This window comes from Stenotrophomonas sp. 169 (assembly GCF_014621775.1).
GTDB lineage: Bacteria > Pseudomonadota > Gammaproteobacteria > Xanthomonadales > Xanthomonadaceae > Stenotrophomonas.
In genome coordinates, this window is sequence record NZ_CP061204.1 from 2,820,822 (window position 1) to 2,836,432 (window position 15,611).

At 66.7% G+C, this 15,611-nt stretch carries 12 protein-coding genes; 9 read left to right on the plus strand and 3 right to left on the minus strand.

Going from position 1 to position 15,611, the window contains the following annotated elements; genetic code table 11:
* Positions 1-90: 90 nt before the first annotated feature.
* The 7 genes from pstS (ICJ04_RS12360) (at position 91) to rnt (ending at position 6,834) form a co-directional block, all read left to right on the plus strand.
* Positions 91-1,110: a phosphate ABC transporter substrate-binding protein PstS gene (gene pstS / locus ICJ04_RS12360; protein ID WP_188324533.1), complete on the plus strand. Its 1,020-nt coding sequence runs from the start codon at positions 91-93 to the stop codon at positions 1,108-1,110.
* Positions 1,111-1,393: 283 nt separating this feature from the next.
* Positions 1,394-2,485, plus strand: a complete 1,092-nt coding sequence (pstS, locus tag ICJ04_RS12365) for a phosphate ABC transporter substrate-binding protein PstS (RefSeq protein ID WP_188324534.1) — start codon at positions 1,394-1,396, stop codon at positions 2,483-2,485.
* A gap of 85 nt (positions 2,486-2,570) precedes the next feature.
* The gene (pstC, locus tag ICJ04_RS12370; protein ID WP_188324535.1) at positions 2,571-3,539 is read left to right on the plus strand and encodes a phosphate ABC transporter permease subunit PstC; all 969 of its coding nucleotides are present in this window, start codon (positions 2,571-2,573) and stop codon (positions 3,537-3,539) included.
* A complete protein-coding gene (pstA, locus tag ICJ04_RS12375) occupies positions 3,539-4,402 on the plus strand; it encodes a phosphate ABC transporter permease PstA (RefSeq protein ID WP_188324536.1) in 864 nt (287 codons plus the stop codon). Before pstC ends, pstA begins: the two co-directional genes overlap by 1 nt.
* 19 nt (positions 4,403-4,421) lie before the next feature.
* Positions 4,422-5,252 (plus strand): phosphate ABC transporter ATP-binding protein PstB, encoded by an 831-nt coding sequence (gene pstB, locus ICJ04_RS12380; RefSeq protein WP_188324537.1) that lies wholly within the window; start codon positions 4,422-4,424, stop codon positions 5,250-5,252.
* A gap of 32 nt (positions 5,253-5,284) precedes the next feature.
* Positions 5,285-5,992: a phosphate signaling complex protein PhoU gene (gene phoU / locus ICJ04_RS12385; RefSeq protein WP_188324538.1), complete on the plus strand. Its 708-nt coding sequence runs from the start codon at positions 5,285-5,287 to the stop codon at positions 5,990-5,992.
* Between the two features lie 257 nt (positions 5,993-6,249).
* Entirely contained in the window at positions 6,250-6,834 is a 585-nt protein-coding gene (gene rnt, locus ICJ04_RS12390) for a ribonuclease T (protein ID WP_188327320.1), read from the plus strand.
* A gap of 51 nt (positions 6,835-6,885) precedes the next feature.
* Here the strand turns inward: rnt and ICJ04_RS12395 are convergent, their stop codons facing one another.
* The 3 genes from ICJ04_RS12395 to ICJ04_RS12405 all read right to left on the minus strand — a co-directional run bounded on the left by ICJ04_RS12395 (position 6,886) and on the right by ICJ04_RS12405 (position 12,202).
* Positions 6,886-9,828, minus strand: a complete 2,943-nt coding sequence (locus tag ICJ04_RS12395; RefSeq protein WP_223202878.1) for a ligand-binding sensor domain-containing diguanylate cyclase — start codon at positions 9,826-9,828, stop codon at positions 6,886-6,888.
* 242 nt (positions 9,829-10,070) lie between these two features.
* Positions 10,071-11,477 carry an ATP-binding protein gene (locus tag ICJ04_RS12400; RefSeq protein WP_188324540.1) on the minus strand — a complete coding sequence of 469 codons (1,407 nt, stop codon included), beginning with the start codon at positions 11,475-11,477 and terminating at the stop codon, positions 10,071-10,073.
* On the minus strand, positions 11,474-12,202 hold the full coding sequence (locus tag ICJ04_RS12405) for a response regulator transcription factor (protein WP_188327321.1): 729 nt from the start codon (positions 12,200-12,202) through the stop codon (positions 11,474-11,476). Before ICJ04_RS12405 ends, ICJ04_RS12400 begins: the two co-directional genes overlap by 4 nt.
* A gap of 202 nt (positions 12,203-12,404) precedes the next feature.
* Between ICJ04_RS12405 and ICJ04_RS12410 the strand changes: the two genes are divergently transcribed.
* Complete coding sequence (locus tag ICJ04_RS12410; protein WP_188324541.1) at positions 12,405-13,643, plus strand: efflux RND transporter periplasmic adaptor subunit; 1,239 nt, start codon at positions 12,405-12,407, stop codon at positions 13,641-13,643.
* A gap of 5 nt (positions 13,644-13,648) precedes the next feature.
* The gene (locus tag ICJ04_RS12415) at positions 13,649-15,607 is read left to right on the plus strand and encodes a MacB family efflux pump subunit (protein ID WP_188327322.1); all 1,959 of its coding nucleotides are present in this window, start codon (positions 13,649-13,651) and stop codon (positions 15,605-15,607) included.
* The last annotated feature ends 4 nt before the right edge of the window (positions 15,608-15,611 follow it).

The window sequence follows — 15,611 nt, forward strand, 5'->3', positions numbered from 1 at the left end:
TGTGACAGACGCGGCGGTGTCACGCAATCGTTATGGAATGTGCACCGACACGACGGGTAATCGCCCGTCTACCACCCAGGAGCCATTCCCGTGATCCACGCCTTCAAGTCGCGCGCCGCCGTTGCCATCCTCGCCGCGTCGTCCGTCTTCGCCGCCAACGCTGCCGATGTGACCGGTGCCGGCGCGTCCTTCATCTTCCCGGTGATGTCCAAGTGGTCGGCCGACTACACCGTGGCCACCGGCAAGAAGGTCAACTACCAGTCCATCGGCTCCGGTGGTGGCATCGCGCAGATCAAGGCCGCCACGGTGGACTTCGGCTCGTCCGACGCCCCGTTGAAGCCGGAAGAACTCGCTGCTGCCGGCCTGGCCCAGTTCCCGTCGGTGATCGGCGGCGTGGTGCCGGTGCTCAACGTGGCCGGTGTCGCACCGGGCGCGCTTAAGCTGGATGGCCCCACCCTGGCCAACATCTTCCTCGGCAAGATCAAGACCTGGAACGACCCGGCCATCGCCGCGCTGAACCCGGGCCTGACCCTGCCGTCGGCCAAGGTCACCATCGTGCACCGCTCCGACGGTTCGGGCACCACCTTCAACTTCGTCAACTATCTGTCCAAGGTCAGCCCGGAGTGGAAGACCAAGGTCGGTGAAGGCACCTCGGTCCAGTGGCCGGCCGGCATCGGTGGCAAGGGCAACGAAGGCGTCGCCGCGTACGTGAAGCAGATCAAGGGCGGCATCGGCTACGTCGAGCTGTCCTACGCGCTGCAGAACAAGATGTCCTATGCGTCGATGAAGAATGCCGCCGGCAACGTCGTGCAGCCGTCGGACACCACCTTCGCCGCCGCAGCCGCCAGCGCCGATTGGGCAAACGCCAAGGATTTCTACCTGGTGATGACCAATGCACCGGGCGCCCAGGCTTGGCCGATCACCGCCACCAACTTCATCCTGGTGCGCAAGCAGCCGCGCAACGTGGCCAACGCGAAGGCAACGCAGGACTTCTTCCGCTGGATCTACAAGAGCGGTGACGAGCAGGCCAAGCAGCTGGACTACGTGCCGCTGCCGGACACCCTGGTCCGCCAGATCGAGACCTACTGGACGCAGAACCTGAAGTACTGATACACCCAAGGGCACGGGGCCAGCGGAGACTCTCTCCCTCCGCTGGCTCCACCGGGCGCGCGATCCCTCAGGATCCCGCGCCTTTTTTTATTCCAGGACGCGCTCGAATCCGCGCAGTTCGACCGCTTCCCCGCTGCGTCCAGCACCCGCCAACACCGTGAAAAGCCCGTCAAACCGTGGCGTGGGCTTCGCCCGTGACCTGAGTCATCAGGCTGTAACAAAAACATCATTTCATAGCCGCAACCGCCGGATGGACCGGCAACTTCCCGCTATGGAGTGACGCATGAATCTGCAGAAGGCCGGCCTGGCCACCCTTTCCCTGGCCATCGCCCTCGGCCTGTCGGCCTGCGGCGGCAGCGAGTCGCCGACCGCCCAGCAGCCCGCCGCCGGTGCCGCCGCCGCCGCCCCGGCCGCCGGTGACAAGGTCAGCGCCGAAGTGTCCGGTGCCGGCGCTTCCTTCATCTTCCCGCTGGTGTCCAAGTGGTCGGCCGATTACAACGCCGCCACCGGCGCCAAGATCAACTATCAGTCCATCGGCTCCGGCGGCGGCATCGCCCAGATCAAGGCCGGCACCGTCGACTTCGGTTCGTCCGACAAGCCGCTGAGCAGCGAAGAGCTGGCGCAGGCCGGCTTGGCCCAGTTCCCGTCCGCCATCGGCGGCGTGGTGCCGGTCGTCAACATCGAGGGCCTGGAGCCGGGCAAGCTGCGCCTGAGCGGCACCCTGCTGGCGGACATCTTCCTGGGCAAGATCAAGACCTGGAACGACCCGGCCATCGTCGCCGCGAACCCGGGCGTCACCTTGCCTGACGGCAAGATCACCCTGGTCCACCGTTCGGACGGTTCGGGCACCACCTTCAACTTCACCAACTACCTGTCCAAGGTCAGTGCGGACTGGAAGGGCAAGGTCGGCGAAGGCACGTCGGTACAGTGGCCCGACGGCGTGGGCGGCAAGGGCAACGAAGGCGTCGCCTCGTACGTGAAGCAGATCAAGGGCTCCATCGGCTATGTCGAGCTGGCCTATGCGCTGCAGAACAGCATGCCGTACACCGCGATGCAGAACGCTGCGGGCAGCTGGGTGCAGCCGAGTGCTGAAACCTTCGCCGCCGCAGCCGCCAGCGCCGATTGGGCGAGTGCCAAGGACTTCAACCTGGTCATCACCAATGCGCCGGGCGAGCAGGCATGGCCGATCACGGCGACCAACTTCATGCTGATGCAGAAGAAGCCGAAGGACGCCAAGCGCAACCAGGATGCCCTGGCGTTCTTCAAGTGGGCCTTCGAAAGCGGCCAGACGCAGGCCAACGAACTGCACTACGTACCGCTGCCGGCCGAACTGGTCACCCAGATCGAAGCCTACTGGGGTACCGAACTGAAGTGATGCAGGAACGGTGCCCGCCCTGCGCGGGCACCGTCCTTTTCCACCCCGCGTCACCCCGCCCCCTACTGGCCGCGTCGCCCATCCCATGAATGCCATCGCACAGCCTGCAGCCGCACCTTCCACGCGTGATACGCGTGATGCCCGCAACGACCGCCTGTTCCGATGGGTGCTGGTCGGCACCGTCATCTTCGTCCTCGCTGCCCTCGCCTGCGCCGCGCTGTCGATGCTCTGGGGCGGCCGTCATGCCCTGGAAGCCCAAGGCCTGAGTTTCTTCTATTCCGCCGAATGGAATCCGGTGGAGAACAAGTTCGGCGCACTCGCGCCGATCTACGGCACCCTGGTGACCGCGCTGATCGCGATGGTCATCGCCGTGCCGGTGAGCTTCGGCATCGCCTTCTTCCTGACCGAAGTCGCCCCGCGCTGGCTGCGTGGGCCGGTCGGTACCGCCATCGAACTGCTGGCCGGCATCCCCTCGATCATCTACGGCATGTGGGGCTTGTTCGTGCTGGTGCCGGTGATGACCGAGTACGTGACGCCGTTCCTCAACGAGACACTGGGCGAGTGGCCGATCATCGGGCCGATGTTCCAGGGCCCACCGCTCGGCATCGGCATGCTGACCGCCGGCTTCGTGCTGGCGATCATGGTGATCCCCTTCATCTCCTCGGTGATGCGCGAAGTGTTCCTGACCGTGCCTACCCGCCTGAAGGAGTCGGCGTATGCGTTGGGCTCGACCAAGTGGGAAGTCAGCTGGGACATCGTGCTGCCCTACACCCGCTCGGCGGTGATCGGCGGCATCTTCCTGGGCCTGGGCCGCGCTCTGGGCGAGACCATGGCAGTCGCCTTCGTCATCGGCAACAGCGTGCGCTTGTCGCCGTCGCTGCTGGAGCCGGGCACCACCATCGCCGCGTTGATCGCCAATGACTTCGGCGAGGCCACCGAGACCTACCGCTCCGCCCTGCTGCTGCTCGGCTTCGTGCTGTTCATCGTCACCTTCGTGGTGCTGGCCATCGCCCGCCTGATGTTGATGCGTCTGTCCCGCAAGGAGGGCAACTGATGTCCACCGCCGCTCAATCCCTGTACCTGCGCCGCCGCATCGGCAATATCGTTGCGATCCTGATGTCGGTGGCCACGGCGCTGTTCGGCCTGTTCTTCCTGGGCTGGATCCTGTGGACGCTGTTTTCCAAGGGTCTCCCGGGCATCAACTGGGCACTGTTCACCCAGTCCACCCCGCCGCCCATGCAGGAAGGCGGCCTGGCCAATGCCTTCTACGGCACCGCCGTGATGTGTGCCATGGCCATCGGCATCGGCACCCCGCTGGGCGTGCTGGCCGGCACCTGGCTGGCCGAGTACGGCAACTTCCGCAAGGCGGGCACGGTCGTGCGCTTCGTCAACGACATCCTGCTGTCGGCCCCGTCCATCGTGCTCGGCCTGTTCGTCTACACGCTGTTCGTGATGCAGACCGGCGGCAGCTTCTCCGCCTTCGCCGGTGCGCTGGCACTGGCCTTCATCGTGCTGCCGGTGGTGGTGCGCACGACCGACGAGATGCTGCGCCTGGTGCCCTCGCAGATGCGCGAAGCGGCCCTTTCGCTGGGCATCCCGCAGTGGAAGGTCACCGTGCAGGTGCTGTACCGCAGTGCATCCGCTGGCATCGTCACCGGCATCCTGCTGGCCCTGGCGCGCATCTCCGGCGAAACCGCCCCGCTGCTGTTCACTGCCTTCGGCAACCAGTACTGGAGCAGCAACGTGTTCCAGCCGATGGCCTCGGTGCCGGTGGTGATGAACCAGTTCGCCGGCAGCCCGTACGAATCCTGGCAGGTCCTGGCCTGGGCCGGCGCCCTGGTGCTGACCGTCTTCGTGCTGCTCATCAGCCTCAGCGCACGCGGCATCCTGCTGCGCAATCGTATCTCCCATGACTGACCTTTCCGCGGACACTGCCATGAACGATCTTTCCAATGCCGTGCCGATGCAGCGCATCGTGGTCCCGGCCTCGCATGAATCGCTTGCCACCCCGGCGCCGGTCAAGCTGGCTGCGCGCGGGCTGGACTTCTACTACGACAAGTTCCATGCCCTGAAGGGCATCAACCTGGAAGTGCCGGAGAAGCGCGTCACCGCGCTGATCGGACCGTCCGGCTGCGGCAAGTCCACCCTGCTGCGCATCTTCAACCGCATCTATGCGCTGTATCCGAAGCTGGAAGCGCGTGGCGAAGTGCTGTTGGACGGCGAAGACATCCTGTCGCCGAAGTATCCGATGAACCGACTGCGCAGCAAGGTCGGCATGGTGTTCCAGAAGCCGGTGCCGTTCCCGATGACCATCTTCGAGAACGTGGCTTACGGCATCCGCCACCACGAGAAACTGTCCAAGTCGGACATGAATGACCGTGTGGAAAGCGCGCTGCGCCAAGGCGCGTTGTGGGATGAAGTGAAGGACAAGCTGGGCCAGAGTGCGCTGGGCCTGTCCGGCGGTCAGCAGCAGCGCCTGTGCATCGCACGTGCCGTCGCCCTGCGTCCGGACGTGCTGTTGCTGGACGAGCCGACGTCCGCGCTCGACCCGATTTCCACCAGCCGCATCGAGCAGCTGGTGGAAGAGTTGAAGCACGACTACACCATCGTCATCGTCACCCACAACATGCAGCAGGCCGCGCGCGTTTCCGATTACACCGCCTTCATGTACCTGGGCGACCTGATCGAGCACGACCGCACCGAAGTGATCTTCTCGCAGCCCAGCAAGCAGCAGACCGAAGACTACATCACCGGCCGGTTCGGCTGATCCGTCGAACCACCCCATCCGAGAGCACCGACATGAATCTACCCAACGACCACATCGTCAAGAGCTACGACGAAGAGCAGCAGCGCCTGGTGGCCGAGATCGTGCGCATGGGCGAGATGGCCGTCGCGCAGCTGGAGGCGTCGATGGACGTCATCGAGAAGCGCGACGAAAGTGCCGCCCGCCGCATCATCGCCAACGACGAAGCCATCGATGCGCTGGAGCAGCAGATCAGCCATGACGTCATGCGCTTGTCGCTGCGTGGCCCGATGGCCCGCGACCTGCGCGAGATCCTGGCCGGCCTGCGCATTCCGGCCGATATCGAGCGCATCGGCGACTACGCGGCCAACGTCGCCAAGCGCTCCATCGCGCTGGGCAAGGTCCCGCCGTTGCCGCAGATCCAGGGCCTGCGTGCACTGGGCCGGTTGGCGGCAGTGCAGGTCCGTCGCGCCATCGAGGCGTATCGCGACAATGACGTCGAAGCGGCGCTGGCGCTGCGCGAAGACGATGCACGGCTGGACGCACAGTACACCGCGCTGTTCCGCGAGCTGCTGACCTACATGATGGAAGACCCGCGCAACATCACCCCATGTACCCACCTGCTGTTCATGGCCAAGAACCTGGAGCGTGTGGGCGACCACGCCACCAACATCGCCGAGAACGTGTGGTTCCTGGTGCATGGCGAGCAACCGCTGCCGCCGCGCGAGAAGCGCGACGAAACCTCCAGCGCCGGGGAACCCTGAGCGCTGGAAGGTCTGCAACCGCGCCTCCACGGCGCGGCCCGTGGGGGGCGCGATGGCACGCCCTCCGCCTGCGGCCGGGGGATGCGCAGCGCATCGTCGCTCGCAGAGCAGCGGCCGCAAAGGCGCGCTGGCGCACGTAGATGGCCCGTACTGACACAGGGTCTGCGAGGCCGCTCTGTTAGAATTCACCCATGAACGATGTCCCCCTGCCTGTACCCGCTCCCTCCGATGCACCACCTGCTGCCATGCACCGGGTGATGTCCCAGCGCTTCCGAGGCTTCCTGCCCGTCGTGGTGGACGTGGAAACCGGCGGGTTCGACTGCCGGCGCAATGCGCTGCTGGAGATCGCGGCGGTGCCCATCGAAATGGACGAGAACGGCCTGCTGTATCCCGGCGAGACCGCAAGCGCGCATGTCGTGCCCGCCCCGGGGCTGGAGATCGATCCGAAATCGCTGGAAATCACCGGCATCATCCTTGACCACCCGTTCCGCCTGGCCAAGGAAGAAAAACCTGCGCTGGACCACATTTTCAGCCCGGTGCGTGCGGCGATGAAGAAGTACGGCTGCCAGCGCGCGATCCTGGTCGGTCACAACGCCCATTTCGACCTGGGCTTCGTCAACGCCGCCGTCGAGCGTGTTGGCCACAAGCGCAACCCCTTCCACCCCTTCAGCGTGTTCGACACCGTCACCCTGGCCGGTATCGCCTACGGTCAGACCGTGCTGGCGCGCGCCGCGACAGCGGCCGGGCTGGGGTGGGATGCGGACGAGGCCCACAGTGCGGTGTATGACACCGAGCAGACCGCCAAGCTGTTCTGCACCATCGCCAACGCCTGGCCGCGCTGAGCGCGGGGATAAAATGGAATGTGTGGACCAGCATGGGCTGACCCGAGTGGATCAGCCGACGCTGGTCCGGTCGCGGCCGTCGCGCTTGGCGCTGTAGAGGGCCCGGTCAGCGCGCTGGTACAGCAGTTTGGGCGTGCGGTCAGTGGCGTCCAGTTCAACCAGGCCCGCACTGAAGGTCACCCGCAGGTCGGCGATACCGGCCCAGTCCGGGTGCGCGTGGAACAGACCGTGCAGACGCACGCAGACCTGTTCGGCTTCGTCCAGGCGCGTGTCGTTGAGCAGCAGCGCGAACTCCTCGCCCCCGGTGCGCGCCGGCATGTCCGAATCCCGGCATGCCGACGCCAGCAGCTGCGCGACCTCGGCCAGCACGACGTCGCCCACGCTGTGCGAGTACTGATCGTTGACGGCCTTGAAGTGATCCACATCCAGCACCACCAAGCACAAGGGATGGCCGCTGCGCTGTGAGCGGGCGAAGTCACGCGCCAGCGTTTCGTCGAACGCACGCCGGTTCGGCAGTCCGGTCAGCGCGTCCTCGCGCGCCTGCCGTTCGAACTGCTCGGATTGCAGTGCCAGGCGATCCACCAGCTGGGTCTTCTCCGAGTTCAGCGCCTGCAGGTGGACGGTCTGTGCCTGCAGGTCACGCGTCGCCTCATCCACCAGCTTCGCCAAGCGGATGTTCGACCGCTTGTAGCGGTTGATCAGGAACCGGTACAACGCCACCAGCGCGGCCAACAGCAGCAGGGCCGCCACGGCCTGCACACTGTGTCGCTGCCACCAGAACGGTTCGACGCTGAAATTCCATACCGCCTCACTGTCACTCCAGGCACCGCCGGGGTGGGCGGCGGAGACATGCAGCGTGTAGGTGCCCGGTGGCAGGCCGATGAATTCGACGCTGCGCTGCTGCCCGCGCTCCACCCATCCGTTGTCCAGGCCTTCCAGACGCGTGCGGTAGCGGATGCGTTCGGACATCAGGTAGCTCAATCCAACGAAGCTCACGGTCAGCCGGCGCCCCCCTTCAATGTGGTTGCGTTCGGCCCCCTCCCAGTGGATCGGCGCGCCGTCCACCTGCACGCTTTCGATGGCGGCAGGAGGCGCCAGCCGCTCGCGGAACCGCTGCAGGCGCAGGGGATCCACCGTACTGAGTCCGCCGGCGGTGACGACCCAGAACGTCCCGTCCTGACGTAACAGGGCGGCCGGGCCCGAGCTGCCGTTGGCCTGCGAATTGGCCATGCCGTCGATTTCGTTGTAACGCTCCACGTCCACGCGCGGCGCGCGACCGTCGGCGACCTCGTTGAGCATGCCCATGTCGGTGCGCAGCACGCCGCGGTTGCTGCTGATCCAGACGTTGCCGACCCGATCAGGGACCAGCTGGAATACGGTGTCCACCGGCATGCCCTGCTCCAGGCCGACCCGCGACAGCTTTCCGTCCTGATAGCGGTACAGGCCGCGATCGCTGCTGATCCACATCGCATCGCCGATCTGCTGGAAGCCGAACACGCTGCGACCGCCGCCCAACGGGGCCAGGTCGATGGACTGCACGTGATCCCCCCGCAACACCTTGATGCCTTCGATCGTGCCGATCCACAGGTTGCCCTGCCTATCATGCGCCAAGGCGGTGACCAGGCCGCCCGGCATGCCCGGCACCCGCGGCACGCTGACGCCCTGCGCATCGATCCGCACGACGCCTTTCTGGGTACCGGCCCATACCTCGCCCTGCGCGTCGATGCTGATGGCGCGCACATTGCCCCCCGGCATGCCGTCGCTGGTATCGAAGGTGTGCTTTGGCCTGCCCTGCGCATCGAGACGGAACACGCCGTCACCGAACGTGCCGACCCAGACGTCACCGTCGCGACCCTGCGCCAGGCTCAGTACCGAAGGGGCCTTGCCGCCGCGGTTGTGCAGAATCACCGGCGCGAAGTGACCGTCCGGCGCACGCCGGTCCAGGCCGCTGGCGCTGCCCACCCACAGGCCGCGCTCATGGTCTTCCAGCACCGTGCGGATGTAATCACCGCTCAGTCCGTCGCGCTCGGTGTAACTGGCAAACAGGGTCTCGCGCAGTCGGTACAGGCCGCCGTTCGCGCCCACCCAGATGCTGCCCTCGGCGTCTTCGCGCAGGCTGACCACGCGGCCGCCCGGCAGGTTGAGCCCCGCCGGCAGGCGTTCGAGTCCGTGCCGGGAAATCCGCAGCAGGCCCTGGTTCTCCGTACCAAGCCACAAATCGCCATGGCGATCCTGCAGCATGGCGGTCAGGTGGATCTGTCCGGGCAAGCGGTGCATCAGCTGCGGCGCGTCATCCTGCATCCGGTAGATCCGCTCGCCGCCGACGATCCACATCACGCCGTCTGGCGCGCGATACGGCCAGACCAGTCCGCGGCCCAGATCCCATGCCGCAGGCGCGCGCTTCAGTTCGCCATTGGCCTCGCGCAGCACCAGGCCGTCCAGCGTGCCGATCCAGACCCTGTCCTGCGCGTCGACGACCAGCTTGGTGAAATTGAGGGCCAGCGGCAGATCGGGAGGAGGCGGCTGGTAGACCATCTGCCCATCGGGGCCGAGATACCCCACGCCCTTGCCTTCGTACAACAGCCACAGGCGCCCGTGGCTGTCCATCTGCATGGCCTGCACGAGCACCTGGGGGGTGTCATCCTGGCGCTTCCAGACCTGCCAGCGGCCATCCGCGGAACGACGGGTGATGTTGCCGCGTGAATCGCTGATCCACAGCCCGCCCTGCCGATCGACCAGCAGCGCACCCACGCCATTGTCGAGCAGCCCCGGCCGCGTGCTGCGGTCGAACACGGTGAAGTCCAGTCCGTTGTAGCGCACCAGGCCTTCCCAGGTGGCGAACCACAGATGGCCTTCCGGCGTCTGCGCGATGTCGCGCAGTGAGTTGTGCGGCAGCCCGTTGCGCGAGGTCCACACGTCGATGGCGTAGTCACGTAGGGGCGGTGAACCGCCTTCCTGGGCCGCTGCGCGCGCGCAGGCCAGCAGCGCCAGCATGGCGAGCAGGACGCACAGGCCCAGGCGCAGAACGCCCGCTGATGGCCCACCGCGCCGCCACGCGGTGGCTGGATTCCCCCGACACCTCATCGCCGCACGGTGTCTCCGGGCACGCCGCAGGACCGGCGCACACACACGGTGGCGCACCGGGCACCCTTGCTGGCAGGGGCGGACAGGGTGTTTTTCATCGGGCTGACGCTGGGAGGATGTGCGCATGATAGGCAAATCCGCGCCGCCGTGTGTCAACCGTGCCCGCGCGCCGCGGCCACGACCGGTGCCGCCCAGTACACCACGGCATCCAGCCCGCCACCCTCCCGGTTGTGCAGGCTGACCTTCGCCCCGTCCTTGCCCGCCAGTGCGCGGGCAATGGTCAGCCCCAGGCCAGCGCCACCGGTCTGCCGCGAGCGCGAGGTTTCCAGCCGCACGAAGGGATCGAACACGCTCAGCAGCTCATCCTCGGCCAGGCCAGGCCCGCGGTCGCTGATCACCACCCGCACGCCCTTGCCATCGCGCTCGGCGCGCACGCTGGCGCTGTGGCCATACATCAGGGCGTTGTCGAGCAGGTTGGAAAACAGGCGCCGCATCGCCAGCGGGCGCAGCATCAGCACCGCCGCACACCCACTTTCGAAACGCGCGTCCGCGCCGGCCTCCGCCGCGTCTTCCACCAGACTTTCCAGCAACGAGTCCAGGTCCAAGGGCGCGCGCTGCTCGGCGCTTTCGGCGCTGCGGGCCAGCTCCAGGCCCTCGCGGATCAAGGCCTGCATCGCTGCCAGGTCGGCGACCAGTCGCTCGCGCAGGCCCTCGTCCTCTACGTTCTCCAGGCGCAGGCGCAGCCGGGTCACCGGCGTCTGCAGGTCATGGGTGATCGCGGCCAGCATGTGCGTGCGCTCGGCAAGGTGCCGCTGCAACTGCTGCTGCATGGCATTGAAGGCTTCAGCGGCGTGCTGGACCTCCAGCGGGCCGGCGACGGCCATCGGCGCCCGGTGCAGGTCCACGCCCAGTTCCTGCGCGGCACCGGCCAACCGCCGCAAAGGCGCGCTGGCCATCCGTGCCACCACGTAGGCCAGCACCGCGATCGCCAACACCAGCAGCGTCAGGAACAAGGGGTCGACCGCCAGCACGCCATTGTGTGCCACCGCAGGCGACTCCAGCGCCAGCGCCAACGACGCACCGTCGGACAACGTCAGTTGCACCGACCGGCAGCGCGGCGGGATGAAGGCGGGGTCGCGCTCGCGGGGCGGTCGGCCACGATGCCCATCGGACGGCGGCAGCAGATCTTTCAGCCGCGGCAGGCATGCCCGGAACGAGGTGAAGCGGACCTGCGCGCTGGCCACCGGTCCGGGACGTGCGGCCAGTACGCCCATCAACGCGTCGTCCGGTCGCCCCTGCCGTGCGTCCGGCAGCAGGCGGCGCACACTGGGGCCGCCGGCATCCAGCAACCGCTCACGCAGCTCCGGATTGCCGTCCAGCAGGTTCACATAGCCCTGCAACCGGTCGGCGATGCGGTTGAGGTTCTGCCGCTCGAACTCCTGTTGGCGTTTCGCACCGGCCAGCATCGTCGCACCGATCGCCGCCACGCCCATGCCCAGCAGCAGGATCACGAACAGGCGCCCCACCATCGAGGACAGGAAGCGGCGCAACCGGTTCATTCCAGGGTCACCGCCGCCGCCAGTACGTAGCCTTCGTTGCGCACGGTCTTGATCAGCCCATCCGGACTGCCATCATCGGCCAGCTTGTTGCGCAGCCGGCTGACCTGCAGATCGATCGCCCGATCCTGCGACTCATAGTTGCGGCCGCTGCTGAGCGCCACCAGCTGCTCCCGCGACAGCACCTTGTTGGCATGGCCGACGAACACCCGCAGCAGGCGGAACTCGGCACCGGACAGCACCACCACCCGCCCATCGGGATCCACCAGATGGCGGTGCTCCAGATCGAACGTCCAGCGCGAAAAGCGCGCACGGCGGATCGCCAGCGGCTCCAGGTTGGCAGGCAAGGCTTCGGTCCGGCGCAGTACGTTGCGGATGCGCGCCAGCAGCTCGCGCGGTTCGAACGGCTTGGCCAGGTAATCGTCGGCGCCCATCTCCAGGCCGAGCACGCGATCGATCGGTTCGGCACGCGCGGTCAGCATGATCACGGGCGTGGCGGATCGCGCGCGCAGATCGCGGCACAGGGTCAGGCCGTCTTCGCGCGGCAGGTTCAGATCAAGCACGATCAGGTCGACGTGCTCCCGCTCCAGCACCTGGCGCATGGCAGCGCCGTCGGCGGCGGTACTGACCTGATAGCCGGCACGTCCCAGCTGCTCGGCCAGCAGGTTGCGGATGTCGTTGTCGTCATCGACGATGAGCAGGCGGTGCATCGGGTTGGCGGTCTCCATGTCGGCATCATCCCCTGTCGGCAGCTGAACCGCACGCAGGCCAATGCGTTGCACTGTATCCAGCGGCATACGTGATACACATTGAAACAGACAAGGCGCTGCAATGTTACACATGGACACACGCTGAGGATTGAGCCTGCAGAGCAAGCGTCACCACAATGGACGCGACGCCGCTGGAGCGGCCTGCCGAGTATCACCGATCGTGAACTTCCACCTGCTGCCCAGAACCCGTCGCGGTCGCCTGCTGCTGTCCCTCCTCGTGATGGTGCTGCTTGCCATCGGCGCGTGGTTCTTCCTGCGCAAGCCCGCGGCACCCGCCCTGGCGACCTCGCCAGCCACGCGTGGCGATGTCGAACAGACCGTCGAGGCGACCGGCGTGATCGATGCCTACAAGCTGGTCAGCGTGGGCGCGCAGGCGTCCGGCCAGGTGAAGTCACTGAAGGTCCAGTTGGGCGACACGGTGAAAGAAGGCGACCTGATCGCCGAAATCGACGCGACGACCCAGCAGAACACGGTACTGCGGGCAGAAGCCACGCTGCAGCAGCAGCGCGCCCAGCTGGCGGTGCAGCAGGCCAGCCTGCGGCAGAGCGAGCTGAACTTCGCGCGTCAGCAGGAGATGCTTGCCGCCGAAGCCACCTCGCGACAGGAATACGATGCGGCCGAGGCCGCGCTGAAGACGGCCCGCGCACAGATCCAGTCGAACCAGGCCCAGATCAAGGGCAGCGAAACCGAGGTGGCGACCGCGCGCGCCAACCTGGCCTACACCCGCATCACCGCACCGATGGATGGCACGGTGGTGGCAGTGGTCACCGAAGAAGGCCGCACGGTCAACGCCAACCAGACCGCCCCGACCATCGTGATGCTGGCGCGCCTCGACCTGGTCACGGTCAATGCGGAAATCTCCGAAGCCGACGTGGTCAAGATCAAGGCGGGCATGCCGGTGTACTTCACCACCCTGGGTGAGCCGGACCGGAAGTATCACGCCAAACTCCGGCAGATCAATCCGGCACCGGCCTCCATCTCCAGCGACAGCGCGTCCAGCTCCAGCAGTTCGTCCAGTTCGTCCAGCGCGGTCTACTACAACGCGCTGTTCGATGTGGAAAACCCCGACGGCACGCTGCGCATCGACATGACCGCGCAGGTTTCGGTACTGCTCAAGCAAGCCAAGGGGGTGATCCTGGTGCCATCGGTCGCATTGGGTGCAAAGACGCGCGACGGCCAGCAGGTGGTCCGCGTGGTCGGTGAAGACGGCCAACCGCAGCGGCGGCGGGTGAAGGTGGGCATCAACAACGGCGCCAACGCGGAGATCCTGTCCGGGCTCGCCGAAGGCGACCGCGTGGTGGTCGGCGAGGGCGGCGGCGCTGCCGCGAGCGGCGGCGGTGCGCGCGGTGGTCCCAGCATGCGCATGGGGCCGGGGATGGGCGGCGGGCCGCGTCGATGAATACCGTGGGCTCTTCCAGCGTCCTGCTGCGGCTGCGCGACCTGCGCCGCGAATTCCCGGCCGGCGATGAAACCATCGCCGTGCTGCGCGACGTCAACCTGGATATCCATGCCGGTGAAATGGTCGCCATTGTCGGCCAGTCCGGCTCGGGCAAATCCACCCTGATGAACATCCTGGGCTGCCTGGATCGGCCCACGCGCGGCAGTTATCAGGTGGCCGGTCGCGAGACCGGCAGCATGGGTCCGGACGCCTTGGCCGAACTGCGTCGAGAGCACTTCGGTTTCATCTTCCAGCGCTATCACCTGTTGGGCGACCTGGATGCACGGGGCAACGTGGAGGTTCCTGCGATCTATGCAGGCAACCCCAGCGAACAACGCAGCGCGCGCGCGGTGCAGCTGCTGCAGCGCCTGGGGCTGGGCGACCGCATGCAGCACAAGCCCGGGCAGCTGTCCGGCGGCCAGCAGCAGCGCGTGTCCATCGCGCGTGCGCTGATGAACGGTGGCGAGGTGATCCTGGCCGACGAACCGACCGGCGCACTGGACACCCGATCGGGTGAGGAAGTGATGGGCATCCTGGGCGAACTGCACGCCGAAGGCCACACCATCATCATCGTCACCCACGACATGAGCGTGGCCGAGCACGCCCAGCGCATCATCGAGATACGCGACGGCGAAATCATCGCCGACCGCATCAACGAGAACGCGCCCCGTTTCCGCGCACAGCGCGCACCGAGCATCGATGCCGGCAAGGGCAACAGCTGGCGCGCGGCCCGCGACCGTTTCACCGAAGCCTTCCGCATGGCGCTGCTGGCGATGAACGCGCATCGCCTGCGCACCTTTCTGACGATGCTCGGCATCATCATCGGCATCGCGTCGGTGGTCTCGGTCGTGGCGCTGGGCAACGGGTCGCAGCAGCAGATCCTGCAGAACATCAGCTCATTGGGCACCAACACGATCGATGTCTATCCAGGGCGTGGTTTCGGTGACATGCGTTCGGCACGGGTGCAGACGCTCAAGGCAAGCGATGCCTACGCGTTGGCCGAGCAAAGCTATGTAGACAGCGCCACGCCCAACGTCTCCACATCGGTGACAGCGCGGTTCCGCAACCTGTCCGCCACCGCATCGGTGAGCGGGGTCGGCGAACAGTTCTTCCGGGTCAAGGGCGTCAGCCTGGTAAGCGGCAGCTTCTTCGATGCGGATGCGGTGAGATCGCTGGCGCAGGTGGCGGTCATCGACGAAAACACCAAGACCCAGTTCTTCCCGGACAGCGATCCGATCGGCCAGGTGATCCTGCTCGGCAACGTACCGGCGCGGGTGGTTGGCGTGGCAAAGCGGCAGAGTTTCGGCTTCGGTGGCAGCACCAGCCTGAGCGTCTGGGTGCCCTACACCACCGCGATGTCGCGCATGCTCGGGCAGAACCATATCTCCGGCATCACCGTGCGGGTGAAGGACGATACGCCGATGGACGCTGCGCAGGCCGCGATCACCAACCTGCTCACCCTGCGCCATGGCACCGAGGACGTGTTCCTCAGCAACAGCGCGCAGATCCGCCAGACCATCGAACAGACCACGCGCACGATGACCTTGCTGATCGGCGCCATCGCCGCCATCGCGCTGCTGGTCGGCGGCATCGGCGTCATGAACATCATGCTGGTGTCGGTGACCGAGCGCACCCGCGAGATCGGGGTACGCATGGCGGTGGGCGCACGCCAGAGCGACATCCGCCAACAGTTCCTGATCGAAGCCGTACTGGTCTGCCTGCTGGGCGGCCTGATCGGCGTCAGCCTGGCGCTGGGGCTGGGATGGGCCTTCGGCCGTCTCTCCAGCGAGTACCTGATGGTGTTCTCCACCAGCTCCATCGTGGCGGCGTTTGCCTGCTCCACCCTGATCGGCGTCGCCTTCGGATTCCTGCCGGCGCGCAGCGCCGCGCAGCTGGACCCGGTCGACGCCCTTGCACGCGAATGAGGAC

What these genes read in the sequence shown, in the direction of transcription:
- pstS (WP_188324534.1), top strand. Translation starts at nt 1,394, where the DNA reads ATGAATCTGCAGAAGGCCGGCCTGGCCACCCTTTCCCTGGCCATCGCC.
- pstC (WP_188324535.1), top strand. Translation starts at nt 2,571, where the DNA reads ATGAATGCCATCGCACAGCCTGCAGCCGCACCTTCCACGCGTGATACG.
- pstA (WP_188324536.1), top strand. Translation starts at nt 3,539, where the DNA reads ATGTCCACCGCCGCTCAATCCCTGTACCTGCGCCGCCGCATCGGCAAT.
- pstB (WP_188324537.1), top strand. Translation starts at nt 4,422, where the DNA reads ATGAACGATCTTTCCAATGCCGTGCCGATGCAGCGCATCGTGGTCCCG.
- phoU (WP_188324538.1), top strand. Translation starts at nt 5,285, where the DNA reads ATGAATCTACCCAACGACCACATCGTCAAGAGCTACGACGAAGAGCAG.
- rnt (WP_188327320.1), top strand. Translation starts at nt 6,250, where the DNA reads ATGTCCCAGCGCTTCCGAGGCTTCCTGCCCGTCGTGGTGGACGTGGAA.
- ICJ04_RS12395 (WP_223202878.1), bottom strand. Translation starts at nt 9,828, where the DNA reads ATGCTGGCGCTGCTGGCCTGCGCGCGCGCAGCGGCCCAGGAAGGCGGT.
- ICJ04_RS12400 (WP_188324540.1), bottom strand. Translation starts at nt 11,477, where the DNA reads ATGAACCGGTTGCGCCGCTTCCTGTCCTCGATGGTGGGGCGCCTGTTC.
- ICJ04_RS12405 (WP_188327321.1), bottom strand. Translation starts at nt 12,202, where the DNA reads ATGGAGACCGCCAACCCGATGCACCGCCTGCTCATCGTCGATGACGAC.